Below are 21,740 nucleotides of genomic sequence, written 5' to 3'. Positions count from 1 at the left end.
TCCGCTGAGCCGTCGCTCAGCGGTGGTGGGTACGGTCGGTGCATGCGCACGCGACGGGCATTCGGTTCCTGGCAGTTCCCGGCGGCGATCGTGCTGCCCTTGTGGATCCTCCTCGGCTACGGGGTCTTCGGAGGATCGAGCGGCTGGACCGTGCTCGGCCTGGTGATCGCCCTCCCCATTCTGGCGGTCGCGCTGGCGGCTGTGGCCGCGATCGTCGCATTCCGGGTGACCGTCCGGCCCACGCGCACTCCCGCGTGGGGCGACGTGGCCGTGGTCGGCGCCTGGCACCTCTCCCTGATCGCCTTCGGCTTCTTCCCGCCCGGCGCCTGGGCGCTGGGCCTGCTCTCGGTGGTCCTCGGAGTGGCGGCCTTCTGGCACTCGGCGTGGCGATTCCTCGGCGACGCGAGGGCCACTCTCCTCGCCTTCTCGGAGGCGGCGTCCGTGCAGGCCGAGAGCGCTCACCGCCCCGTCTCCGGCGAGGGCTTCGACCCGGAGCGCCCGCAGGACGGGCAGACCATCGTCCTCTGAGGGGTCGGGCGTCCCGAGAGGCGCTGTCCCCTGCGAGGCCCCGCCCTGCTCCACAGCTCGGCCCTCTCGACGGACCCGCCCTCTGCGCGGCTCTGCCCTCCGGGTGACCCTGCTCTCCAGACGAGCCTGCTTTGACTCGGATCTATGCGGCATGGCAGAATGAGCGCTTGTGCCTCGCGCAGGCTCTGCCACAGGGGAGCCGCGACGACGTGGGCACGACCGACTTCCATCAACGAAACGGTGTTCGACCTGTGGCGGGCACGGAGAGCGATACAGCATGCACATCCTCGATTCCGTCGATGCGGCGTCCCTCCGCAGCGATGTCCCGGACTTCCGCGCCGGCGACACCGTCAAGGTCCACGTCAACATCGTCGAGGGCTCCCGCTCGCGCATCCAGGTCTTCCAGGGCGTCGTCATCGGCCGCTCCAACGAGGGCGTCCGCGAGACCTTCACCGTCCGCAAGGTGAGCTTCCAGGTCGGCGTCGAGCGCACGTTCCCCGTGCACTCGCCGGTCATCGACCACATCGAGGTCGTCACCCGCGGTGACGTCCGTCGCGCGAAGCTCTACTACCTGCGCAACCTGCGCGGCAAGAAGGCCAAGATCAAGGAGAAGCGCGACGCCTGAGCGGCTTCCGCACGACTTCTCGGGAACCCCGGTCCACCTATGATGGACCGGGGTTCCTCCCTTTCTCGGGGGCGATCCGTCCGGGGAGTCCACCCGGTGATGCACAGTAGGGGCGACGGCGAGCGATGACAGACAGCACGGCCCCGGTCCGCCTCCCCGGAGGCGAGGACCACGCCCGCCACTCGGCGGATCCGTCCGAGAAGCGCCCGCGCAGGCGCCGGGGTGTCCTGCTCTTCCTCCGCGACGTGCTGATCATCTTCGTGGTCGCGGTGCTCGTCTCCTTCCTCGTGAAGACCTTCCTGATCCGCTCGTTCTACATCCCCTCCTCCTCCATGGAGCAGACGCTCGTCGAGAACGATCGCATCCTCGTGAACGAGCTCGTGCCCGGAGTCGTGCCGATCTCGCGGGGCGACGTCGTCGTCTTCCGCGATCCCGGCGGATGGCTCTCGCCGAGCTCCGAGCCCTCCGTGCCGCCGTTCCAGGCCGCGGTCGACTCCGCCCTCGCGCTCGTCGGCCTCACCGCTCCCGACAGCAACGACCACCTCATCAAGCGCGTCATCGGCCTGCCGGGCGACCACGTGACCTGCTGCACACCGCTCGGCCAGGTCGAGATCAACGGCAACCCGATCGACGAGCCCTACGTGAAGCTGCCGGACGGGGTGCAGGCGGTCTCGGCCACCCCCTTCGACGTCGTCGTGCCCGAGGGCTCGCTCTGGGTGATGGGCGACAACCGCTACAACTCCGCCGACTCCCGCTACAACACCGACAAGCCGGGCGGCGGCTTCGTGCCGATCGACAACGTCGTGGGGCGCGCGATCCTCGTCACCTGGCCCGTGCAGCAGTGGGCGTGGCTCGACGACTACCCGTCGGTGTTCCGCGGAGTCGACACCGAGGCCTCCGAGGAGGGCTCGGACGACGCGCAGAGCGGGCAGGGCTAGGTGGTCGTCGCCGAGCCGACGCTGACGCAGGAGCGGCGCCTCTTCCGGCAGGGCTACGAGACGGTCATCGGCTGCGACGAGGTCGGCCGCGGCGCGATCGCCGGCCCGGTCTCGGTCGGTGTCGTGTCGATCGGCAGCCGCTGCGGGCGCTTCCCCGAGGGGCTCCGCGACTCCAAGATGCTCGCTCCCGCCCGCCGCGAGGCGCTGCTGCCGGGAGTGGCGAAGTGGGTCTCGGCCTGGGCGATCGGCGAGTCCTCGGCGGACGAGATCGATGAGACGGGGATCATCGCCGGCCTCGGCCGCGCGGCTTCGAGGGGCATCGAGCGCCTCGCCGACCAGGGCGTCGACCTCGCCACCGCCGTCGTCCTCCTCGACGGCGCCCACGACTGGCTGACGCCCGCGCTGGGCGAGTGGGCGGCCGAGCTGACCATCGTCACCCGTGTGAAGGCCGACCGCGACTGCGCCGCCGTCTCCGCCGCCTCCGTGCTCGCGAAGGTGGGCCGGGACGGTCAGATGGTGCGCCACCACGACGACTTCGCCGACTACGCCTGGGACAGCAACAAGGGCTACGGCAGCGCCGCGCACTGGGCGGGGATCGAGCGGGTCGGCCCGTCCCCGCTCCACCGGGTGACCTGGCTGTCGAAGTCGCGGGAGAGCGTCGAGGAGCCGCTCCCGGCGCTCGGGCCCGTCGGCTCGGCGTAGGATTGTCCAACGATGGATGAGGACGAATTCGAGGACTACGACCGCGAGGTCGAGCTGGCACTGTACCGGGAGTACCGCGACGTCGTCTCGCAGTTCTCGTACGTCGTCGAGACCGAGCGCCGGTTCTACCTGGCGAACGAGGTCGACCTGGTCCGCCGCGACACCGAGCACGACTTCTACTTCGAGCTCACCATGCGCGACGTGTGGGTCTGGGACGTCTACCGCTCCGACCGCTTCGTGAAGTCGGTGCGCGTGCTGACCTTCAAGGACGTCAACGTCGAGGAGCTCTCCCGCAAGGAGTTCGAGCTCCCGAAGGAGCTCGCGCTCGACGAGTAGCCCTCTGTCGCGGCAGGCTCCGGACCCCCTGCTGGTCGCGTAGCCGCCTCCGACGGCGCATCGAGACCCGGTGCCAGGAGCCCCACCCCGCTCCGGAGCTCTCTCGGATCCGCGGCTCCGCAGGTCTCGTCTTCAGGCAACGCGGATTCCTCCTGCTGGTCGCATAGCCGCCCCCGGCGGCGTCCGAAGACCCCGGCCCGACGTCCCTCCCCACCCGCCTCCTCGGCCCTCTTCTCCCCGGATCCCCTCCCGGCCGTCCGACGCTCCTCTCTGCTCCTGCACGCTTCCGGCAGGAGGACGCATGGACAAGGACGAACTGGGGCGGCGCGGCGAGGAGATCGCGGCGGCGCACCTGAGAGACAACGGATTCGAGATCCTCGACCGCAACTGGCGGGTCCGCGAGGGCGAGCTCGACATCGTGGCCCGCGACGGGTCGGCACTGGTCGTGGTGGAGGTGAAGACGCGCTCGTCGACGCGCTTCGGACTGCCGGTCGAGGCCATCACGCGGGCCAAGGCGCAGCGCCTGCGCCGACTCGCCTACGCCTGGGCCGACGAGCACCACGAGCGCTCCCGGCATCTGCGGATCGACGCGGTCGGCATCGTCGCTCCCCGGGGAGTCCCGTCGCAGATCCGGCACCTGCGGGCGGTGGCCTGATGGGCCTGGGGAGGACCTCCGCGGTCGGTCTCGTCGGCTTCGCGGGAGCCGTGGTCGGGGTGGAGGCCCACTCGGCCGACGGCACCCCGGGCATGGTGATCATCGGCCTGCCCGACGCCGCGCTCGCCCAGGCGAAGGAGCGGGTGCGCTCGGCGGCGATCAACTCCGGCAGCACCATCGCCGAATACAAGATCACCGTGAACCTCTCGCCGGCCGCGATGCCCAAGCACGGCTCCGCCTTCGATCTCGCCATCGGGCTGGCCGCGCTCGCGTCGCTCCGTGAGGTCGATGCGGAGTCGGTCGCCGCGGTCGTCCACATCGGGGAGCTCGGGCTGGACGGCCGGCTGCGCTCCGTCCCCGGCGTGCTGCCCGCGGTGCTCGCGGCCGCCCGCGAGGGCAGGCGCCGCGTGATGGTCCCCGTCGAGGACCGCCTCGAGGCGGAGCTGGTCGACGGCGTCGAGGTGATCGCGGTCTCCTCGCTGGCGGCGGCCGCCGTCTGGCACGGAGCCGAGTGGGAAGTGCCGGTGCTCCCCGAGGCCGCGCCGCCGTCTGCGACGGTGTCCGAGCCGGAGGCCCGCCTCGACCTCTCCGACGTGGTGGGGAACGAGGAGGCGGCCGAGGCGATGGTCGTCGCGGCGGCGGGCGGGCACCACGTGTTCCTGCTCGGGCCTCCCGGCGCCGGGAAGACGATGCTCGCCTCGCGCCTTCCAGGCATCCTCCCCGACCTCGATGACGACGCAGCGCTGGAGGCCACCTGCATGCGCTCGCTGGTCGGAGCGCCGACCGGTGGCGCGCTGGTGCGCAGACCGCCGTTCGAGAGTCCGCACCACTCCGCCTCGTCCGCAGCGATCGTCGGCGGGGGCAGCGGCCGCATCCGGCCCGGCGCGGTCGCCCGCGCCACCCGGGGAGTGCTGTTCCTCGACGACGTAAGAAGTAGCAAAGCACACCACGCCCTGAGTGGGTCGGAGACGCCCGAAAAGGGTCGTCGTGGGGTGGGTGCCGCTCGGACGTTCCGCGCCGTCAGGCAGCTAAAGAGACGATTTCGGTGCGCCGCGACGCCACCATGGTCGCGGCAGAGGTGATCACTGCTTGATCCTCGACCTTCAACGGAACTCCGCTCGCGCGGGTGGAATCGTCGATATAGGTGCTGAGGTCAAACTGGTCTTGCATGTACTTCTAGTATCTCAAACGGGGGTATTTAAGTCTGTTGTAATTTCTACGGTTTACGATCTCGCCGTCATGCTTCTTACTAGTGCCAGGCCGACACATCCAGTGCAGGTCACCAACTAGAAGGAGTGTGATCCCGATGGGATTCCGCCAAATTCGCGTCAGTGACCTCACTGGTGCGGAAGCAACCGAGGACGAGATCGTCACGATCATCGTCCGCAGCCACCCCGATCTCGACGAGCCGAAGCAGTTCGACGCTCTCCCGATCGAGGTCAAGGACCTCAAGCCCGCCGCCAACCTGGTGTCGCTGGAGATCCGCAACGGGCGGACGACCGAGATGGTCGTCACCCTGGCCGAGTTCAACAAGCTCGCGCCGAACCTCAGCGCCGTGCTGGAGCGCGCCGACGGCCTCAAGGGTCGCCGCAAGGGCTACAAGCCCGGTTCCTGAACGGCCCACCTACGCCCCCACCTTCCGCTTGAGCGTCCCGACTGCTCGCGGAAGGTGGGGGCCCTTTCAATCCCTGACGAAGATGCGGATCAGATTAACGACCGCGTTCCCGATAGTTGCGACAACCCCTGCTCGTCGCCAGGCGTCGCCGTCTCGTTCCTTCTTCAACTCGTCCTTGTACATGCTTTCCTTCCTTCACCGATGTCGAGCCGTACTTCCGCGTCCGTCTCGTTCTTACCCCTACTAGCAACCACACTAACGATCGCCTCAGCCGAACAAGGGGCCGAGACCGATCCGACTCGCTTCGCCGCTCACGGCTAACAAGCCCTATGGCGCCCTATAGTGCTCTGTGGTGTGCAGAGCGTTTCTTCGGAAGACGTTCTTTTTTGTCTTCGGATGTCAAGATCCCGGGCGTGTCGCAAAGAAGAAGCCCCGCTGGCTGCGGGGCTCTTCACGTTCAGGGGAGCGGACGAACTCGGGTGCGCTCGACGTCAGACCAGCGCTCCTTCAGGCTCAGCACGGCCTGGTACGCCGACTTCCAGGTCTCGAACGGCATGTTCATGTCCTTCCAGTCGGTCGCGTCCTTCAGCCACACCTCGGCGGTGAACCGGGAGCCGCGGATGACGAGGTCGACGAAGTAGTCGTCCACGTCGCTCAGCCCGTCCTCGTTGGTGCGCATCGGTCCAGTGAGGACGATCGACCCGCGGAGGAACGGGCTCGTGGTGACGCTTGGCGAGTGGGCCAGGAGCAGCCACATCGCGTGCTGGTTGAAGGGCTTGTTGGTCAGCGCGGCTTCGTCGTTGATCCAGAGCGTCGCTCCGGGCTGGACGAGGTCGAGGATCTCGAACCAGCCGTTGACGAGTGAGTGGATCTGCTCTGCGCTGGTGAGGTCACAGAGGTACGGTTCTTCGGTTGCCGGTAGAACGAGTGCTGTCGTCATGACGCCTCCCTGATCGTGGATGTTCAGCGCGACCGTTCGGTCACGCAGTCGCACCAGCGATCAGTTCCGAGATCCGGGTGGTAGTACCCGGATCTCGGAACTCAGCCGAAGTACTCCTCGATCAGGCCCACCGCGGCGTCATAGCCGACGGCGAACCGTGCTGCGTAGCCACGCCGCTGCAGTGCGTCGAGCATCGCCGCCTGCTCTTGCAGATGCTCGTCAGCGCGAAGCGTGCCGTCGTTCTTGAAGATGACCACGCCGTCGCGTTTCAGCTCGATGCACAGACCCTGGTAGCTGCGCCTGGGTTCGTAGATCACGAGGTCCGGCCAAGCGCGGCCGGACTGGAGACTCTTGTGGAGCGTCGCCTGTCCGATCGACAGCTTGAGACCCGACGCGAAGTCAGAGCGAAAGATGGCCTCTGGGTAGTGCGTCTTCAGGTACAGGCAGACGCGTTGCTGGACCACCGACTCCGAGTTGGGAAGCGTCGCCCTACGCATGGAGCCCCCCACCACCGAGCCTGCGACTCCGCAGGATCAACGTGCGATCCGTCAGGCGGGCCAGGGACAGCTGAGCGAGAGCAGCAGCGGCCTCTAGGCCGAGCGACCGCGCGAGCTCGTCGAGCACCTGGTCGGTCGTGTCTTCGTTCTCCTCCGCCCAGGCCCAAAACGCTGGACTGGCCTCGGCCTCGTCTAGACCGATGCTCCGGTCCTCACGCAGCAGGTTCACCCAGCCCACGCGCTCTACGAGTTCAGCGTGATGCTCCTGGATGAGGGTGACGTGTTCGGCGCGGGTCTCGGCCGGCTGCAAGGCGTAGAGCGTCTCCAGCCCGAACAGGGCAGCGTCTCTGGAGTGTGGGGGAGTGGTTCGTTCGATGATTGTGTCCTCCTAGTTCCGCGCACCTGCGAGGTATGCGCGGGACTAGGAGGTCGACGGATCGGTAGGTACCCGTCGACCAAGACTGGAACGTACGATAAGGGGAACTTAAATCGCACGTCCATCCGGAGCGTCCGGTCCCCGCCCCTCAACACGGGCGGCGACGGTGAACGAGCCGGATGGATCAACGACTGCACCGTGGGGCGACGATTCGAACGTCGCAGTTGGGAGAGTTATTGGAGAGGAACATCCCCATGCGGTACCTCTCGGCCACCGCTCTCATCGGCCTAAACGTTGGCCTAGCGTTCTTCCTTCACGCTTCCCGGGCGCATGTCTGTCGTTGATCCTGATGTGAAAGGTGCGAGACGGCTGTTCTATTATCGTTGCGAGCACTAAACGTCTGCCACGGTATTGACGCTCACCGCCTAAGTAGTGCGTAGAAACACACTTTGATATTCGCACTTCTACTCAGTGTGGTCAATACTTATTTGTCCGGCCCGGATAATCTGATCTGTCGCGCTGAAGACCTGACGGACTTCCACTTCACTCGGCTCGCCACCTCGCAGCCAGTGCTGCACGTAGGCGCGGCTCTCGCTCGCGTTCATCTGAGCCTCCGCACCGAGCTGGTGCAGCGCCAGGTAGGCGGTGGACTCCGCTTGGAACTCGTTGATGCCTTGGTGCATCGCCTCGCGCTCGTCCTCGTCATCCGCGCCGTCCTCGGTGTGACCGGCTACCACGTGGCCGAGTTCGTGCATCTTGGTCTTGAACGGGTACGGAGCAACAGGGGAGACGGCGATGGTCCGGTCGTAGGCGTACCCCATGACGTTGCCGTTGAAGAGCTGGAACGGTTCTACGGCCACGTCCAGCGCCTCCAGGGCTCCTGCTTCGTCCCACGTTGGTGGAACGTACGGAGGTAGCTCGCCTTCGCCCGCCACCTGGGCATAGTGGAACAGCGCACGCACCACCTTGAAGCGGCGCATCATCTTCGGCTGGTCATGCTGCGCGTCTGCTGCTGGCTCCGGAGCTTCGTCGCCCTTCAGCTTCACGGTGATCGGTCGAAGGATCGAGTAAGCCCGCTCGCCCTTCTTCACGTGGTAGCCGAGCTCCTGCCAACGTTTGAATGTGGCCACGGGTGAGGGTGGGCAGCCCTGCATGGCTAGGAAGCCAATGTTGCGAGGGCTGTAGCGGTGGAAGCGGTTGTAGCTCTCACCGAACGACCCCTCGACCGTAAGGATCGAGGAGAGCAACTCGGCGTTGCTGGGCACTTCTAGCGGTGGCTGACGCTCGCTCATGCGTCCCACCCGCAGCGGGAGCCGCCGTTGCATCGGTAGCCGAGGCGCTGGCGTGGGCAGCGGCCGACGGCGTGCAGGACTCGGTGGAGGAGCGCACTCATCGAGTGGCTCCGGTTGGTGTTGGTTCGTTCATGTCACCTCCTTCGGTGTTCGTTGATGTGTGTGGTCAGCCCTAGGGTGTGACCGTGGACTGGTGGCAGGACGTACTCAATCGCACGAGCTGGCTCGAACTCATCGCTTCGTTCGTGAGCATCGTCCTGTCTGTGCTCGTGGCGTTGTGGATTCAGCGGCGGGATTTCAGCAAGCGCACCGAGGAAGCGGTCGCGGTCGAACGCGCTCGGGTTGCCGACGTCGCCACTGAGGAACGACGAGCGCTCATCATTCGTGCATACGACCTCATCGCGGAGGCGACAGCGGCGGGGCTGAACTCCGCAGCATCGAGAAGCGATAAAGAAATACTCCTTCTCAGAACAATGACTACTGCATCGTTGTTCGAGTTGCATAACGGGCGCGCGGCATCTCCCTTTGCCTCTCAATTCACTGAAGACATCACCATACTCCTCAACCAACCCGGTAGCAGTTTCGTGGCACCGGTGCTTGTCTCCTTCCTTCAGTCATGGGGTCGAGAGGAAGCAAGCCTTGAGGAGTATGTGTCGTGGAGTCGTTCGAAGTCGTGACCCGGAACGAACGGGCGGGTGTCCGACACCAACAATTAGTTAGCCCCGCGCGCTCGGTTCGGGTCACGACCTGTGGAAAAGGGGTCAGCGCCGTCATCTTTGACAGCCCGGTCTGATCGTGGTGTGCGATGCATACAAGGCCACGAACGTGGGTTGCTGTCCAACTTTTAAGCTAATTGACAAGGTGCCGTTCTGTGTTCTGGCTAGCGGTGCTTCTCCCACCCCTGGTGGCAACGTCGCAGAAGATACATTTCACGACTCGACAGTATTCCGACAAGATCAATCCTGCAGGTAGTCGTCCGTCCTGAAGACCCGTTCGCCTTCGAGTAGCTCCGCACGCGTCGAGTCGACAATGAGCGTGTGGTGGGGGTGCATTGTGTTCATGAACTCGATGACCGGACGGACAATTGCTTCGAACTCGGCGTTTGCTTGATCGTTAGTGCTCTTGGTGTTCTGGGTCATACGACCTCCTTATGTGTTTAAATAGTTCTATCTATGCACGACCGCTACGACATCGAGGAGATCCTCTACTACGCCCAGAAGGGCATGTCAGCTCGCTTCATCAAGGAGGAGCTGGGTCTCTCGATCTCAGAGCGTCAGGTGCAGCGTCTCGTCGCGACCCGTCTGGGACGACGACCGACGCGTCAGGCGATCCAACGGCCGGACTCCCTCCGTGACCGCGTGGTCGCCTACATGGAGACGCAAGGACTCGATCGGCACTACTGCTCTGCGTGTGAGCGGCGCCGGCTGGAGCCTGGCTTCATCCGCGCGCTGAACGCTGACCGGTCCCTCGACGTCCTGGTGTTCGTGTGCCGGCACTGCTCTGTGGCGAGCGACGTCTAGGCAGCGGGGATCCTCCGGCGTCGAGACTTTGCTCCGCCGATCTTCCCTCCCCCGCTCGCCAGCTCGCGATTCGCAGCGAAGCCACCGGCAGTGCCGTTGCGACCTCCGATGCGACCAATCTTCTTGTAGAAGTTCGGATCGTTGGCGAGGTTCTTCGCAGTGGCCTTCCTCCCGCCCTCGACGGTCCCTGCCATCAGCGGCGGCCCCATGGCCAGGTGCGCCTCTTCTTCTCGCTGACGAGATTGGCGATGTGCCAGTCGAGGCGCGCGTACACCTCATTGATCCTCAGATCGAACTCCTCGCGGGTGATGAAACAACCGAGCTGGTCTAGCTCGTCTTGAAGGCGCTGTTCGTTAGGCGTCAGCTTTGGAGCGGCCGCACGCCTAACCGGGTTGAGACCAGCCTTCTGCGCGTCGTGGAACTTCTGGTCTTTCGCGTTGGCGATGTAGGACATGCGCTGCTGCTTCGCCAGGACGAACGCCGGCCACGTCCTTGTGCGCTTTACTGCGCGGATCGTCTGGCCTGACACGTGATGGAACTCTGCCATCTCAGCGACGCTCCTGCGCCCGTCCTTGATGTCTCGTGCGATCGAGTGAAACTTGATCTTGGTTAGCCTTTTACTCACTTTGTGGTTCCTTGGGCTGTGCCCATTAGTTGTGTTGGTGCCAGCAGGGCGAGCAACTTTGCTCGTGCTGGCTGGTCCTCGCACGCGGCGCAGAGGCCGTCAGTGTCGAGCCTGGTGCTGTGGTTGAGGCATGCACGGCAGGTGCCCACCGTCTGTGCCTCATGCTCCAGGATCTCTCCCTCAGCACGCATCTCCTGCTCACGGTCGCTGAAGTACTCGAAGACCTGCATTACTGCGCGTCCTCTAGCTCACCGAGCTTGTCGATCACCGTCGAGGCGTCCGCACTGCTTCGAACCTTCTCGAGCGTTGAGAGCAACCACTCGGCATCCTTCCCCTTGCGGTGCGCCAAGGAGGTCAGCAGGGCAATTTGCTTCTCGCTGGCTGGCTTGTTCGGAGAGGCAGTACGCGTCACCACTGGAGCGACCGTGCTGATCTCGGGGCTGTCAGCGTCGGCGTCTTCGCCCTTCTCGCTGATGTTGAACTGGCGCATCAGGTAGTACTTGAGCGCGGACGTTGCCGCCTTGTTCGTCGCCTTGTCCCCGAAGTCAGCTGCTTCGCCGGACCAAGAGACCGTGAAACGGTCGTCCGGCGCGTCCGCGTTGACAATAGTGAAGTGGAACTCGATGAGGACGTAGTAGCCCGCCTTGCCGTTCTTGCTGGTGATGTCTGCGCGGTGCTGACGGTCAGGGCGCTGCATGCGTGGCACGATGACCACGCCGTACTTTGCGAAGAGCGTTCGTAGCTCTCCTGCCACGGCCGCGTACTCAATGAACGCGTAGTTCTGCTCCGAGTTGCGTCCGCCCTTCTTGATGACTCCGATGTCGCCAGTGATCCGAGCGATCTTCTGGTACAGGTTCATCTTGGCGATATCACGTGTTGCTGGTTCGGTCCCTTCTGCCATGAGTGTTCTCCTTCTTCAATTGTATTAGTATCTGTCGCAGCTCCTTTCTCTTCTCAATCGCGAACGAGCCGTTCCGGACGCTGAGGTTCGCGAGTAGTGTGACGACCGAAATCTTTTGTCCGGTTCGTTCTGTCTCTCGCCGGCCCAGCTCCTTGAGTGCCGCTCGCATGAGTGGATCCCACTGATCTGTTGCTTTGACTTTCGTTGCCCCGCTGCCGTAGCTAGCGCGGTCGATTTTCCAGGTGCCTTCTTCCATGTGATCGCTTCCTAATGATGTCCCCCTTGCTTTGCTATTGATGAGCTCGGATGATCGACTGTCGGACCGACTTAGTGTCCCGCCTTCTCCCTGCAACTCATTATGCGCTTATGCTGCGAATAGTCAATACTTTTGTCGCACGGAATGGTATGGGCTTATCCACAGGCCCGTGGAGTCGCTTTTACGTCGCTTACCGTGGTGTGAAAGTGGCTGTGGGGGAGACGTGCGCTTCGGCCCACGGAGGATCGGCGTGCTGGCAGGGATCCGCGCCTCGTTGACACGCGTACTGGTGTGTCTCATAGTCACTTCCATGATTCTCCTCGACCGCGACCGCCAAATAGTCCTGTCAGTTGCGCGCTTCGGGCAGCTCGCGGCAGGACACATCCGAACGATGCACTTCACTGGAGCGTCTGACACCCCGATGTATCGAGCACTCAACCGGCTCGTGGAGACGAAGTTCCTGGCCCGCCTGGAGCGGAGGATGATCGGCGGTACGGGGGCGGGAAGCGGGCAGTACGTCTACCAGCTCGGGCGGCAAGGGTGGGCGTTGTGTGGGCGAGAGGGTGCCTACTGGCCCTTCAGAGCGGTCAAGCTGCACTCCATGGCGATCGCGGACGCCTACACGGCCCTCCTGGAGTACGAGCAGAAGGGCCGGCTCCGGATCGACAACTTCGAGACGGAACCCGACAGCCATCGGAAGGTCGGCAACGTCATCGTCCGACCAGATCTGTTCATAGACATCGCCGACATCGCGAAGCGCCGCAACCTGGCGTTTTGGGTCGAGATTGACATGGGCACGGAGCGCCAGACGCAGATCAACGACAAGCTCGCGGGCTACTTAGCCGCCCTGGAGGCCGCGGAGACGTTCGTGCCGTTCGTACTGTTCATAGCACCAGACGACGAGCGGGCGGCCAAGCTGAGGTACTGGATCAAGCAGTACGGGGCGGAAGAGTCAAAGATGTTCATGGTCTCTACGACCCATGAGTTCGCGCCGCTGATATTCGGCTAGCGGGCTTCCTGGTACCGAAGGATCTTCTTTGCCGGAGAAATCATTGACTTAAGTAACGATGTGCATCATAGTAAAAAGCACGAAGCTCTCAGTTCAAGATTGCTTCGTCCTGAGTTCGGCCTGTAGGGGGTTGCAATCTAATTACGTTCCTTCATAATAGAACGTGAACTGAGAGCTAACCGTCCTACTAAGGGCGGTTCTTTTGTAGTCTCGGGAGTCCCTGACTGTTGGCTTCCGTGCAGACGTAAAATGGCACGGTAAAACAGCTCAACGTTTTCGGCTATCGTAAAGCCTGCTTTGTACTGATGGGCTCAAAGAGAAACAACCCGCGCACCTTGACAATTCGGTTCAAGAACTCAAGAGTATTTCAGACGGCGAGCGGATCGGAGTCACGATAATGGACCCAGAAGCAGCCCAACGAGAAATGACTGAAGTAGAACAGGTCAAGGCGTTTCGTGTCAAAGCAGACGCACTCATGGTAGAGGCGAAACGTCTCGCATCGAGGTTTGGTGGAAGCCGCGCCTACAGCCTGATTTTCACGCACGCTGAACTTGCCAAAATGTATGGCGGAAAGCGGCTCGAAGAGATCGGTACAGAGTTCCCGGCGGAACTAGCAGACAAGTCAAACTAGAATCATCTAAAGTGCTTGCCGTCTTATGTACCCTTGAAGGGGGAGTTGCTATTCAAGCTATCCCTGAAGAACCGACCGACTGCACCCCACTCAGGGAATGCTTCAGTACTAACTCCCCGAGCCTGTTACGCGCTCGACAGGGGGCCTGTTTGCTTTGGGAGGACCTTCGAGACGCGTCAAGACGCCTATGAATCGCCTTCTTCCTCGATCTCCTCGACTGCCGTATCGACATCCGCGACTCGCTTGTGAGCCCTTAGTCCGACGAGGTAATCATCGCCAGCGGGCGTCAATGCCCAGTAGACAGTTCTGTCTGACACTGTCCTTCTCTTTGTGCCGGTTGTAATGATCCCAAGTGCCCTCAGTTGGATAATCACAGTACCCCACGAGTCGTCGGTGATCAAAGCGGTGACTCGACGATACTCGCTATAGTTACGGCGCTTCAGCAAAGAGGAAAGGCCCGAATTCAAGCGATCCCGAAGAATCTTTTCGGGAGCTTCGGCGAGCATGGCTACGCCCAGCCGTCGCACAATGTAATCCCATGTCACCTCATAGCTTCCCGAAGTTGAGTACATCTTGTGATCTGAGTCCGTAAGCGTCGCGCCAAATGACAGTCCTACTTTGTCCTTGCCGTGGGCAAAGGTGATGTCGATCTCGCTTGAGGTTGTTTTATCTCGCACCAGTACATCTTTTTCCGCTTTGGACAGAGCGGCCTGCAATTCTGCTATTTGAGTCCGAGTTTCCTCAGTCATGGCCATATCGCCGCGGACCCAGCCCGGCCTTGGAAACTTCTTTTGAAGATGTGCCAAGCCTACTATCACCTGGGCTTGGAGGTCACTCGCGTTATTCCAGCGTTTCGTAATCTTGTTCTGAACCTTCGCCTGGAAAGCCGCGAGGCGTTTCTGCGCTTTCGGGTCCATGTCGAGTTTGTCTTTAGGAATTTTCCCAGGTTCCGCGGGGACAAATCCCATAACCGGGATGCCCTTTTCAATTGCGTAGTTGTATTCCTTCTCCGTGTAACTGATTCCTTCTTCGGTAGTGCTACCGTATCGGCCACCCACAACGACAAGGTAATAATCCGAGGCGTCTATGACACCTTGGATCAGCGTCCACTGGTCCTCATTCCCAGCCGGAAACAGTTCCATTCCCGCCGGGAGGCAGTCCATCTGGAGTAGAGCTTCAATAATCGCTTTTCGTTCCTCGATTAGATCCGTGAAGGTTGAGCTGATGAACACCTGATATCTACGCTCCATGGCACCACCGTAGAGGACACGCCGCCGCGGGTGGTGTGCGAACATACGTTCGACTACCTTCGGACGCCATGGGATCGAACCGACGCTACGAGGACCATTACGACCGCCTGACACAGCAGCGCGTGAGCGAGGCAGCAGTACGTACCGTACCGATGTCAGTCACGCCGGAGGAGCTCGACGAAGCGGACCACCCGGTCAAGCGAGGGCCGGCCGTGCCGGTGCGTGCCTGGGTGCGCTTCCAGGAGCGGCCGGTCATCACTGACGCCTTCGCCGTCGAGTGGAACGACCGAGCTGTGCACGTCGAGTGGAGCATGTCGGACGGTACGAAGCTCGACGCGTGGGTATGGGCGAACGCGGTGCGGAGGATCTGACAGGATCGCGGCATGAGCAACCCCACTGTTCCGCATGTCTTCGGCGAGGACGACCTCCCGTCGACGCTCTGGCACTACACGACTGCCGCAGGGCTCCACGGAATATTGGATCGACGTGTTCTCTGGGGATCACACGTGCGGTATATGAACGATGAGCGGGAGTTCAGGCATGTGTTCGATGTGGCTGTCGAGATTCTTGAGCAACTCTGGTCGAAATGGCCAGAAGAGGCTGACGGCGCGGTCGAGGAGGTCGGCGAGATTCTGCGCGAGCCGGTGCTTGCTCCGTGCTTCGCTGTTTCGTTCTCGGCTGAACGCGATGCGCTTAGCCAGTGGCGAGGCTATGGCGGAGGTGGACAATCGTATGCAATTGGCTTCGATCCCGCTGGCCTTCGTGTAACCCTCAAGTGGATCCTGCGAAAGTGCAGTTATGACCTAGACGCTCTCCGAGATGCTCTTCGCCCAATCGTGGTCGACGCAGTCCGCCGCGCGGGTCGGGGAATGGATTTCGAAGAAATCCTCATTGATGACTTGTCCGAGTACGCGACCTACTGCAAGCATCCCGCCTTCGCGGAGGAGAAAGAGTGGCGTCTGATCTCCATGCGGGATGATTCGGGTATTAAGACCCGGGTCACAAGTAGGGGCCTCGTGCCTTATCGTGAGTTCATGTTCACCGATGTACCCGGCGACGACACTCCGGTCTCGTCGATCCTCGTAGGTCCAGGCGGGGACGATGACTCGAAGGTTGCGGTCCGTTACATGTTGCGCGATCGGACCTCAACCGAGGTGTGCCTGAGTGATGTTCCATATCGGCAGTAAATAGTATTGACTATTCATAACGTTCGTGCTTAACTAAAGGCAGTCAAATAAACAGGAACACAAACATGACTGACCTAATAGCAATCACTGACTACCGAACGCCGGGCAAGATCACGTTCGTCTCAGTCAAGTAATCATAACTAAACAAGGAAAACTGAATATGAGTACAACGCACACCAAAGCACCACACGTAATCTTCACGAAGGCACCGACCCGACTCAGCCTGTCAACCTTCATTCTGACCGTCGCTGTCACGGCGCTGGCCTTCGCGACAGCCGGAACCATCTTTGGCTACTTCGCCGGGATCGAGATCCACAGCCAGGCCCGCCAGAACGTCGTCAGTGACATGCAGGTCGTGTCAAAAGACCAAGCGCGATAGAAGCCGTCTCTACCGCGCCGCAGAGCCAGACGGCCCAACACGCGTCCGAAGCGCTCCTCGAGCCACTGGCAGTCTCTCCGCAGGCCACAGCGCCCGTTGAAGAGCCGACGCCGGCCGTCGATACGGAGGCCGAGGCGAAGGCGTTCATCTACCACCATGAGAGTGGGACCCGGACAGACGCCATCAACGCGTCGTCCGGAGCCTGCGGTCTCGGCCAGGCCCTGCCGTGCAGCAAGCTCCCTTGCTTGCTGTCCGACTACGCGTGCCAGGACGAGTGGTTCACCGACTACATGAGCGGGCGCTACGGCTCGTGGGCGGCTGCTGCCGCGTACTGGGCCTGTACCGGTCAGTGCACCAACAACTACGGCACTGTCTTCAAGGAAACGACGTGGTGGTAGACCCTGGGCGCCTCGATGACCTGCGGGCTGGGCTCCACGCTCGCATCAAGCTGGCGACCGAGGCACGCCGGGCTGCCCGGGTCGGTCCGCAGACCTGTGTTCACACGTGGGAGACGTTCAAGCAGACGGTGACGGTCGAGAACGATCGCTTCACTGGCTCGGCATACTTCGTCGTGCGGGGATGCCGGCGGTGTCACGCCAAGGAGCTGTTGAACTACGTCGTCGGAGGTCACCGCTAGGCTCCGGGCATGGAACTTGGGTCTTGGGCTGAGTGGGTGGGCGCGATTGCCACCTCAGTTACGTTCATTGGCGGCGCATATCTTTGGAGACGCGACCTAGCAGACAAGAAGCGAGCACTTGCCGAACGGTTCCGTGTTGTAACGAAGCTCAAAATGGACATCGACAACGAGACTGTCACCTTCGACGTAATCGCGCACAACACTGGCGATTCGCCTATCTACTCTGCTTCTGTAGCCTTCTTCGATGAGAAGGATCAGTACCAGTATGAGAGCATCGCTCCCGTAAGCATTCCTGCAATGGATCTCGTACTCGATCCTGGAGAATCGAAAATAACGAATATCGACGTGGCTATTGACCCGAGGAAGTACGATCCGGTGATTAGTTTTTCTGACGGAAACGGCCATAGGTGGCACCGACGTTTGAAAGACGGATCGTACCGCTCGCGGCGTTGGCTTGAAGCGTGGAGGACGAAGCAACGCCAGATGACGTGGGTGGAAGCGAAGCTGTTTGATATTCGGATTGAACTTAACAGACAGCGAGCAGTAGCTGCCCGCCGAGAACGTCAGCGGAGTGGCGAGCTGTGATCGAGTGGGGAAGCGTCGCTGATTGGGTTAGCGGTGTGGGTACTACTGCAGCAGTTGTTGTTGCACTCTCCCTCAACTGGCGTGAGCAGAAGAATCGTCGGCAGCAACACGCTCGGAACTTAGCATTTAGTCTTACTCTTGAAGAGCCTCTTAATCGTGGTGGTCACTACGCTGTGACTGGCCGATTAGTGAATGCTGGATCTGCTCCAGTCGTGCACGCCTTCCTGGTGGGACCGCCGGATGTGCAGGGCCGAGCTAGCATGCAGATGTTCGTTCTCGAAGAGCCGCCAAATTTTTCGGCGGTGATTAACACAGGTCGTACCGCCCAGGCAGCATTCGCTTACACGTCAGAGCCTGATCTTAATTCATTTGTTGTTATAGTGCAGGACGCTGCTGGAATGACTTGGTGCCGAGACGTCAGTGCAAATCGTTACATAACGATGAAGAAGGCTATCGCAAGGCATCCTGTGATCTCGGATCCTAATGGTACAATTTACACTGACATGGTATAAATAAAGGCGTATGGCGAGACCAACAAAACTGACGAAGAGGCTTGTTGACCGAGCAGAGCAGTACATCGGAGAGATGGCTCGCTTCGAGTTGCCCAGTCATGTCGGCCTCGCGATCTTCCTCGACGTCGCCGAGTCCAGCCTGTATTTGTGGCGCGATGTAGACAGCGATCTTGGACGCAGATTCTCGGAGACGTTAGCTCGGATCAAGACGTTCCAGCACTACCAGGCGCTCAACAAGGGCCTCAAGGGCGAGTGGAACAGCACCATCGTCAAGCTGGTCCTCGCGAACCACGGCTACGCGGAGAAACGCGAGACGGACCTCACGACGAAGGGCAAGGAGCTACCGGCGCCGATTCTGGGCGGTCTGACGCAGCACGTGAGTGGTGATGTACCAAGCGACCACCGCGACTCGTAAGCTCCTCGCTCTGAGGCAGCGCATCAAGGGCGTGGCCGGCGGTACGTCCGCGGGTAAGACGATCTCGATCCTGACGATCCTCATCGACAAGGCGCAGTCCGACAGCACCCCGACCCTGACGTCCATCGTCAGCGAGTCCTACCCGCACCTGAAGCGCGGGGCCATGCGCGACTTCCGTAACATCATGGAGGCGCACGGCTACTGGCAAGATCCGAGCTGGAACGCCACTGACTCGATCTACACGTACGAGACGGGCTCCAAGATCGAGTTCTTCAGCGCAGACCAACCGAGCAAGGTGCGCGGCCCTCGTCGTGACCGGCTCTACGTGAACGAGGCGAACAACGTCAGCCACGGCGCCTTCGACCAACTGGAGGTGCGCACTAAGAGCGAGGTCTGGCTCGACTGGAACCCCACGAAGGAGTTCTGGTGGTACGACGAGGTCGCTCCCAACCGCGAGCACGACTTCATCACCCTGACCTACGTCGACAACGAAGCGCTCGACCCGCAGATCGTGGGGAGCATCGAGGCCCGCCGCAACAACAAGGCGTGGTGGCAGGTCTACGGCCTCGGTCAGCTCGGTGAGGTGGAGGGCAAGGTCTTCACTGACTGGCAGATCGTCGATGAGGTGCCGCACGAAGCCCGCCTCGAGCGACGCGGCCTGGACTTCGGGTACAGCAACGACCCGACGGCCCTCGTGGACATCTACAGCTACAACGGCGGGATCATCCTCGACGAGCAGACGTACCAGAAGGGCCTCAGCAACAAGCAGATCGCCGACATCCTCCTGAACTTGCCGCAGCCGCGCACGCTCGTCGTGGCGGACAGCAGCGAGCCGAAGTCGATCGACGAGCTGAAGAGCTACGGCGTCAACGTCCTCGCGGCCAACAAGGGCCAGGGAAGCGTGCTCCAGGGCATCCAGAAGCTCCAGGACCAGCGGGTGAGCATCACGAAGCGCTCGACCAACGGCATCAAGGAGTACCGGAACTACATGTGGATGACGGACAAGGAGGGGCGCATCCTCAACACGCCGATCGACCTCTGGAACCACTTCCTGGACGCCACGCGCTACGGCAACGAGACGCTGAAGCCCACGGCCGGCGAGGCGCGCATCAAGACGGCGGACTGGGTGGCTCGCGCCAAGCAGCGGCCGCGCGGTTGGTGAAATCGCTATGGACAAAAGACGTGCGCTGCTTCATATTGAAGGGCATAAAGGCACTACATGGCGAAACGCAAAACCAATAGCAGCGACACCACTTCTAGCGACTCCGTACTTCAGAAGAATCTGAAGCGGTACAAAGACTCCTACGACTACCAGAAGGCCAACTGGCACGACAAGTGGGACCGGGACAACAAGCTCTACGACCAGGAGCGCGTCCATGCCTCCTACGTGGGCACTACCGACACCTTCGTGCCGATCCCGTTCAGCACCATCGAGACGATGACCAGCGCGCTCAACAACGCTGAGATTCGCATCGATTACACGTCCGGCGATCCGATGCGCAAGACCGACATCGCGCCGCTCAACGCGCTCATCGATGAGTACGCCGAGGACGACCAGTGGGACCTCAACCAGGAGGACAGCTACCGCGAGGTGCTGAAGGTCGGCATGGACGCCAACATGCTCATCTGGGACATCGACCACCCGCACGAGGAGACGTTCGCCATGCGCGACGCCATCGTCGACCCGACGGTCAAGAACCCGGCGCAGCTCCAGCAGCACGGCTACTACGCCGGCCGCCGCTATTTCGTGCGAAAGGGAGCGCTGGACGACTACGAGGTCGTGGACACCGATCCCAAGAGCAAGACGTACGGCGAGCTGGTCCCGCGCTTTAAGAAGACGGCCGAGGCCACCGCGACGACCGAGAACGACGAGCCGTCCGACGCGCAGCTCAAGGAGATGTTCGCTGGCTCGACGCTGAGCTCGGCCAAGGACGACCAGGACGAGATCCTGGAAATCTGGGATGTGGACCGCGTCGTCACCATCAAGAACCGCCGAGACGTCATCGAGGACGTCGTGAACCCGTACAAGGCACGCCACGAGCAGATGCTCCTCAAGCGCTACCTCGACGCCGTGCCGGCCGATGACGCTGAGGCACTGACCAAGGCGCAGGCTCGAGCGAAGTCCGAGGCGAAGGGCATCGTGCCGTTTTACTTCTACCGGAACTACCGGAAGAAGAGCCTGTTCTACGCCTCCAGCGAGCTGAACGCCATCGCCAAGGAGGTCGAGCGCCTCAACGACATGACCAACATGGAGGGCGACGCCATCATCAAGCAGCTCGCCATGCAACGCGAGCTGGACCCCGACTACATCGACTTCATCGACCTGATCAACGACGACCCAGGCACGGTCTACCCGTTCAGGCCTGGCTCGCTCGCCAACATCCCTGCCGGCGTCATCCCGCCGAACTCGTTCAACAACCGCGTGGACATCAAGAACGGCATCCGCGAGGCCACGGCCATCTCGGAGGCTGCCAACGGCACGCTGAGCGAGAAGGACCGCACCAAGTTCGAGGTTGGCTCCGCGCTCCAGCAGACCGGCGCACGCATCGAGAGCAAGGCGCGCATCTTCACCGGCGACGCGCTGTACTGGAAGTACTGGATCCTCCTCAAGATGATCCAGCTGTACGTCACCGAGCCCCTGGTCGTCTCCGCACCCGAGGCGAAGAAGACCGGCGCTGACGTGCTCATCGAGTACGGCTTCGACGTGACCGCCATCGACCCCGACCTCATGGAGGGCGTCGCCGTGTTCGACCCTGCCGACATCGCAGGCGACTGGAAGCCACGCATCACGCTCGAAGTGGACGCTGAGTCCAAGCAGGCCGAGAGCCGCAAGGAAGCACGCGAGACCTACCAGGCCGTCATCCAGGACCCGACGAACAACCTCGTCGAGGCGAAGAAGCGGTTCTACCCGAAGATGTTCAAGATGGACAAGGAAGACATCGAAGCCATCATCACGTCGGACCCAGCGCTGGCCGGCCTACCCACTGATCCCGCTGCCCTCGGCGGCGCTCCTGCGCCCGTAGGAGTCCCCGGTGTCTGAGTACAGCGGTCTCGACCTGGCGACGGACGCAACGGCGTTCGCTAGCTCCCGCTTTGGCCAGCACTACCTGGCTCGACTGGAGGCGTCACGCAAGCGCCACATCGAGATCGCCATGAACACGGAGCTGAACGACTCGTACCGCGCGCACGCGGCCACGAAGGCGGCGACCGTGCAGTCCGAGATCGACTACTTCACGACCAGCCGCAACGTGCTGGCCGACCCAACGCTCCTGGAGCGGCTGAAGGCTGCCGTGCGGGGGAGGGAGACACCTGAGCCGATCGTGTAGGTG

29 protein-coding genes are annotated in these 21,740 nt (G+C 62.1%); 20 read left to right on the top strand and 9 right to left on the bottom strand.

Annotated elements, in window-relative coordinates; translation table 11 throughout:
• The first annotated feature begins 42 nt into the window (after nt 1-42).
• From GSU40_RS09055 to GSU40_RS09020, 8 genes are all read left to right on the top strand, one after another.
• Nucleotides 43-528 (top strand): hypothetical protein, encoded by a 486-nt coding sequence (locus GSU40_RS09055; protein ID WP_160034585.1) that lies wholly within the window; start codon nt 43-45, stop codon nt 526-528.
• 277 nt (nt 529-805) lie between these two features.
• Entirely contained in the window at nt 806-1,153 is a 348-nt protein-coding gene (rplS, locus tag GSU40_RS09050) for a 50S ribosomal protein L19 (RefSeq protein WP_104223904.1), read from the top strand.
• 125 nt (nt 1,154-1,278) lie between these two features.
• Entirely contained in the window at nt 1,279-2,091 is an 813-nt protein-coding gene (gene lepB / locus GSU40_RS09045) for a signal peptidase I (protein WP_159914331.1), read from the top strand.
• A complete protein-coding gene (locus GSU40_RS09040) occupies nt 2,092-2,793 on the top strand; it encodes a ribonuclease HII (RefSeq protein ID WP_104226870.1) in 702 nt (233 codons plus the stop codon).
• A gap of 12 nt (nt 2,794-2,805) precedes the next feature.
• Entirely contained in the window at nt 2,806-3,129 is a 324-nt protein-coding gene (locus GSU40_RS09035) for a DUF2469 domain-containing protein (protein ID WP_055792576.1), read from the top strand.
• A gap of 301 nt (nt 3,130-3,430) precedes the next feature.
• On the top strand, nt 3,431-3,784 hold the full coding sequence (locus GSU40_RS09030; protein WP_160034583.1) for a YraN family protein: 354 nt from the start codon (nt 3,431-3,433) through the stop codon (nt 3,782-3,784).
• The gene (locus GSU40_RS09025) at nt 3,784-4,866 is read left to right on the top strand and encodes an ATP-binding protein (protein WP_160034581.1); all 1,083 of its coding nucleotides are present in this window, start codon (nt 3,784-3,786) and stop codon (nt 4,864-4,866) included. Before GSU40_RS09030 ends, GSU40_RS09025 begins: the two co-directional genes overlap by 1 nt.
• Before the next feature lie 215 nt (nt 4,867-5,081).
• Complete coding sequence (locus GSU40_RS09020; protein ID WP_160034579.1) at nt 5,082-5,399, top strand: hypothetical protein; 318 nt, start codon at nt 5,082-5,084, stop codon at nt 5,397-5,399.
• Between the two features lie 457 nt (nt 5,400-5,856).
• Here the strand turns inward: GSU40_RS09020 and GSU40_RS09015 are convergent, their stop codons facing one another.
• From GSU40_RS09015 to GSU40_RS09000, 4 genes are all read right to left on the bottom strand, one after another.
• The gene (locus GSU40_RS09015; protein WP_160034577.1) at nt 5,857-6,339 is read right to left on the bottom strand and encodes a DUF3846 domain-containing protein; all 483 of its coding nucleotides are present in this window, start codon (nt 6,337-6,339) and stop codon (nt 5,857-5,859) included.
• Between the two features lie 101 nt (nt 6,340-6,440).
• Entirely contained in the window at nt 6,441-6,803 is a 363-nt protein-coding gene (locus GSU40_RS09010; RefSeq protein ID WP_160034575.1) for a hypothetical protein, read from the bottom strand.
• A gap of 25 nt (nt 6,804-6,828) precedes the next feature.
• Nucleotides 6,829-7,146 carry a hypothetical protein gene (locus GSU40_RS09005; RefSeq protein ID WP_160034573.1) on the bottom strand — a complete coding sequence of 106 codons (318 nt, stop codon included), beginning with the start codon at nt 7,144-7,146 and terminating at the stop codon, nt 6,829-6,831.
• 530 nt (nt 7,147-7,676) lie between these two features.
• The gene (locus GSU40_RS09000; protein ID WP_160034571.1) at nt 7,677-8,504 is read right to left on the bottom strand and encodes an ArdC-like ssDNA-binding domain-containing protein; all 828 of its coding nucleotides are present in this window, start codon (nt 8,502-8,504) and stop codon (nt 7,677-7,679) included.
• A gap of 185 nt (nt 8,505-8,689) precedes the next feature.
• Here GSU40_RS09000 and GSU40_RS08995 point away from each other — a divergent pair, with 185 nt between their 5' ends.
• Nucleotides 8,690-9,181 carry a hypothetical protein gene (locus GSU40_RS08995; protein WP_160034569.1) on the top strand — a complete coding sequence of 164 codons (492 nt, stop codon included), beginning with the start codon at nt 8,690-8,692 and terminating at the stop codon, nt 9,179-9,181.
• A 279-nt stretch (nt 9,182-9,460) separates the two neighbouring features.
• Here the strand turns inward: GSU40_RS08995 and GSU40_RS08990 are convergent, their stop codons facing one another.
• The gene (locus tag GSU40_RS08990; protein WP_160034567.1) at nt 9,461-9,643 is read right to left on the bottom strand and encodes a hypothetical protein; all 183 of its coding nucleotides are present in this window, start codon (nt 9,641-9,643) and stop codon (nt 9,461-9,463) included.
• 33 nt (nt 9,644-9,676) lie between these two features.
• Here GSU40_RS08990 and GSU40_RS08985 point away from each other — a divergent pair, with 33 nt between their 5' ends.
• On the top strand, nt 9,677-10,024 hold the full coding sequence (locus tag GSU40_RS08985; protein ID WP_160034565.1) for a hypothetical protein: 348 nt from the start codon (nt 9,677-9,679) through the stop codon (nt 10,022-10,024).
• A gap of 193 nt (nt 10,025-10,217) precedes the next feature.
• Here the strand turns inward: GSU40_RS08985 and GSU40_RS08980 are convergent, their stop codons facing one another.
• The 3 genes from GSU40_RS08980 to GSU40_RS08970 all read right to left on the bottom strand — a co-directional run bounded on the left by GSU40_RS08980 (nt 10,218) and on the right by GSU40_RS08970 (nt 11,806).
• On the bottom strand, nt 10,218-10,571 hold the full coding sequence (locus GSU40_RS08980; protein ID WP_160034563.1) for a hypothetical protein: 354 nt from the start codon (nt 10,569-10,571) through the stop codon (nt 10,218-10,220).
• Nucleotides 10,572-10,878: 307 nt separating this feature from the next.
• The gene (locus GSU40_RS08975; protein WP_160034561.1) at nt 10,879-11,550 is read right to left on the bottom strand and encodes an ERF family protein; all 672 of its coding nucleotides are present in this window, start codon (nt 11,548-11,550) and stop codon (nt 10,879-10,881) included.
• A complete protein-coding gene (locus tag GSU40_RS08970; RefSeq protein WP_146083895.1) occupies nt 11,519-11,806 on the bottom strand; it encodes a hypothetical protein in 288 nt (95 codons plus the stop codon). Before GSU40_RS08970 ends, GSU40_RS08975 begins: the two co-directional genes overlap by 32 nt.
• A gap of 310 nt (nt 11,807-12,116) precedes the next feature.
• Between GSU40_RS08970 and GSU40_RS08965 the strand changes: the two genes are divergently transcribed.
• Together GSU40_RS08965 and GSU40_RS08960 are read left to right on the top strand one after the other, a co-directional pair.
• Nucleotides 12,117-12,815 carry a replication-relaxation family protein gene (locus GSU40_RS08965; protein ID WP_160034559.1) on the top strand — a complete coding sequence of 233 codons (699 nt, stop codon included), beginning with the start codon at nt 12,117-12,119 and terminating at the stop codon, nt 12,813-12,815.
• Nucleotides 12,816-13,212: 397 nt separating this feature from the next.
• Nucleotides 13,213-13,446 carry a hypothetical protein gene (locus tag GSU40_RS08960; RefSeq protein ID WP_160034557.1) on the top strand — a complete coding sequence of 78 codons (234 nt, stop codon included), beginning with the start codon at nt 13,213-13,215 and terminating at the stop codon, nt 13,444-13,446.
• Nucleotides 13,447-13,631: 185 nt separating this feature from the next.
• On the opposite strand, the gene GSU40_RS08955 is transcribed toward GSU40_RS08960, so the two are convergent.
• Nucleotides 13,632-14,696, bottom strand: coding sequence for a DUF4062 domain-containing protein (locus GSU40_RS08955; protein ID WP_160034555.1), 1,065 nt, complete (start codon nt 14,694-14,696; stop codon nt 13,632-13,634).
• Nucleotides 14,697-14,848: 152 nt separating this feature from the next.
• Here GSU40_RS08955 and GSU40_RS08950 point away from each other — a divergent pair, with 152 nt between their 5' ends.
• From GSU40_RS08950 to GSU40_RS08915, 8 genes are all read left to right on the top strand, one after another.
• Nucleotides 14,849-15,067 (top strand): hypothetical protein, encoded by a 219-nt coding sequence (locus GSU40_RS08950; protein WP_160034553.1) that lies wholly within the window; start codon nt 14,849-14,851, stop codon nt 15,065-15,067.
• Between the two features lie 12 nt (nt 15,068-15,079).
• Complete coding sequence (locus GSU40_RS08945) at nt 15,080-15,883, top strand: DUF2971 domain-containing protein (protein WP_160034551.1); 804 nt, start codon at nt 15,080-15,082, stop codon at nt 15,881-15,883.
• Nucleotides 15,884-16,043: 160 nt separating this feature from the next.
• Nucleotides 16,044-16,262, top strand: a complete 219-nt coding sequence (locus GSU40_RS08940; protein ID WP_160034549.1) for a hypothetical protein — start codon at nt 16,044-16,046, stop codon at nt 16,260-16,262.
• Nucleotides 16,263-16,908: 646 nt separating this feature from the next.
• Entirely contained in the window at nt 16,909-17,484 is a 576-nt protein-coding gene (locus GSU40_RS08935) for a hypothetical protein (protein ID WP_160034547.1), read from the top strand.
• A 522-nt stretch (nt 17,485-18,006) separates the two neighbouring features.
• Nucleotides 18,007-18,411: a terminase small subunit gene (locus GSU40_RS08930; protein WP_348271952.1), complete on the top strand. Its 405-nt coding sequence runs from the start codon at nt 18,007-18,009 to the stop codon at nt 18,409-18,411.
• Nucleotides 18,383-19,573 (top strand): terminase large subunit, encoded by a 1,191-nt coding sequence (locus tag GSU40_RS08925; protein ID WP_160034543.1) that lies wholly within the window; start codon nt 18,383-18,385, stop codon nt 19,571-19,573. The genes GSU40_RS08930 and GSU40_RS08925 overlap by 29 nt, the downstream gene beginning before the upstream one ends.
• A gap of 57 nt (nt 19,574-19,630) precedes the next feature.
• Nucleotides 19,631-21,451 (top strand): hypothetical protein, encoded by a 1,821-nt coding sequence (locus GSU40_RS08920; protein WP_160034541.1) that lies wholly within the window; start codon nt 19,631-19,633, stop codon nt 21,449-21,451.
• Nucleotides 21,444-21,737 (top strand): hypothetical protein, encoded by a 294-nt coding sequence (locus GSU40_RS08915; protein ID WP_104352979.1) that lies wholly within the window; start codon nt 21,444-21,446, stop codon nt 21,735-21,737. Before GSU40_RS08920 ends, GSU40_RS08915 begins: the two co-directional genes overlap by 8 nt.
• The last annotated feature ends 3 nt before the right edge of the window (nt 21,738-21,740 follow it).

Origin of the sequence: Rathayibacter sp. VKM Ac-2805, from assembly GCF_009834265.1 — a bacterium.
In the GTDB taxonomy this organism is placed as follows: Bacteria; Actinomycetota; Actinomycetes; order Actinomycetales; family Microbacteriaceae; genus Rathayibacter.
The sequence above is the reverse complement of the archived record's forward strand: the minus strand, read 5'-3'. Positions and strand labels throughout refer to the sequence as shown.

What these genes read in the sequence shown, in the direction of transcription:
- lepB (WP_159914331.1), top strand. Translation starts at nt 1,279, where the DNA reads ATGACAGACAGCACGGCCCCGGTCCGCCTCCCCGGAGGCGAGGACCAC.
- GSU40_RS08990 (WP_160034567.1), bottom strand. Translation starts at nt 9,643, where the DNA reads ATGACCCAGAACACCAAGAGCACTAACGATCAAGCAAACGCCGAGTTC.
- GSU40_RS08950 (WP_160034553.1), top strand. Translation starts at nt 14,849, where the DNA reads ATGTCAGTCACGCCGGAGGAGCTCGACGAAGCGGACCACCCGGTCAAG.
- GSU40_RS08960 (WP_160034557.1), top strand. Translation starts at nt 13,213, where the DNA reads ATGGACCCAGAAGCAGCCCAACGAGAAATGACTGAAGTAGAACAGGTC.
- GSU40_RS08940 (WP_160034549.1), top strand. Translation starts at nt 16,044, where the DNA reads ATGAGTACAACGCACACCAAAGCACCACACGTAATCTTCACGAAGGCA.
- GSU40_RS08965 (WP_160034559.1), top strand. Translation starts at nt 12,117, where the DNA reads ATGATTCTCCTCGACCGCGACCGCCAAATAGTCCTGTCAGTTGCGCGC.
- GSU40_RS09015 (WP_160034577.1), bottom strand. Translation starts at nt 6,339, where the DNA reads ATGACGACAGCACTCGTTCTACCGGCAACCGAAGAACCGTACCTCTGT.
- GSU40_RS09025 (WP_160034581.1), top strand. Translation starts at nt 3,784, where the DNA reads ATGGGCCTGGGGAGGACCTCCGCGGTCGGTCTCGTCGGCTTCGCGGGA.
- GSU40_RS08925 (WP_160034543.1), top strand. Translation starts at nt 18,383, where the DNA reads ATGTACCAAGCGACCACCGCGACTCGTAAGCTCCTCGCTCTGAGGCAG.
- GSU40_RS09030 (WP_160034583.1), top strand. Translation starts at nt 3,431, where the DNA reads ATGGACAAGGACGAACTGGGGCGGCGCGGCGAGGAGATCGCGGCGGCG.
- GSU40_RS08980 (WP_160034563.1), bottom strand. Translation starts at nt 10,571, where the DNA reads ATGGCAGAGTTCCATCACGTGTCAGGCCAGACGATCCGCGCAGTAAAG.
- GSU40_RS08930 (WP_348271952.1), top strand. Translation starts at nt 18,007, where the DNA reads ATGGCGAGACCAACAAAACTGACGAAGAGGCTTGTTGACCGAGCAGAG.
- GSU40_RS09035 (WP_055792576.1), top strand. Translation starts at nt 2,806, where the DNA reads ATGGATGAGGACGAATTCGAGGACTACGACCGCGAGGTCGAGCTGGCA.
- GSU40_RS08975 (WP_160034561.1), bottom strand. Translation starts at nt 11,550, where the DNA reads ATGGCAGAAGGGACCGAACCAGCAACACGTGATATCGCCAAGATGAAC.
- GSU40_RS08945 (WP_160034551.1), top strand. Translation starts at nt 15,080, where the DNA reads ATGAGCAACCCCACTGTTCCGCATGTCTTCGGCGAGGACGACCTCCCG.
- GSU40_RS09055 (WP_160034585.1), top strand. Translation starts at nt 43, where the DNA reads ATGCGCACGCGACGGGCATTCGGTTCCTGGCAGTTCCCGGCGGCGATC.
- GSU40_RS08970 (WP_146083895.1), bottom strand. Translation starts at nt 11,806, where the DNA reads ATGGAAGAAGGCACCTGGAAAATCGACCGCGCTAGCTACGGCAGCGGG.
- GSU40_RS08985 (WP_160034565.1), top strand. Translation starts at nt 9,677, where the DNA reads ATGCACGACCGCTACGACATCGAGGAGATCCTCTACTACGCCCAGAAG.
- GSU40_RS08955 (WP_160034555.1), bottom strand. Translation starts at nt 14,696, where the DNA reads ATGGAGCGTAGATATCAGGTGTTCATCAGCTCAACCTTCACGGATCTA.
- GSU40_RS09000 (WP_160034571.1), bottom strand. Translation starts at nt 8,504, where the DNA reads ATGAGCGAGCGTCAGCCACCGCTAGAAGTGCCCAGCAACGCCGAGTTG.
- GSU40_RS08935 (WP_160034547.1), top strand. Translation starts at nt 16,909, where the DNA reads ATGGAACTTGGGTCTTGGGCTGAGTGGGTGGGCGCGATTGCCACCTCA.
- GSU40_RS08920 (WP_160034541.1), top strand. Translation starts at nt 19,631, where the DNA reads ATGGCGAAACGCAAAACCAATAGCAGCGACACCACTTCTAGCGACTCC.
- rplS (WP_104223904.1), top strand. Translation starts at nt 806, where the DNA reads ATGCACATCCTCGATTCCGTCGATGCGGCGTCCCTCCGCAGCGATGTC.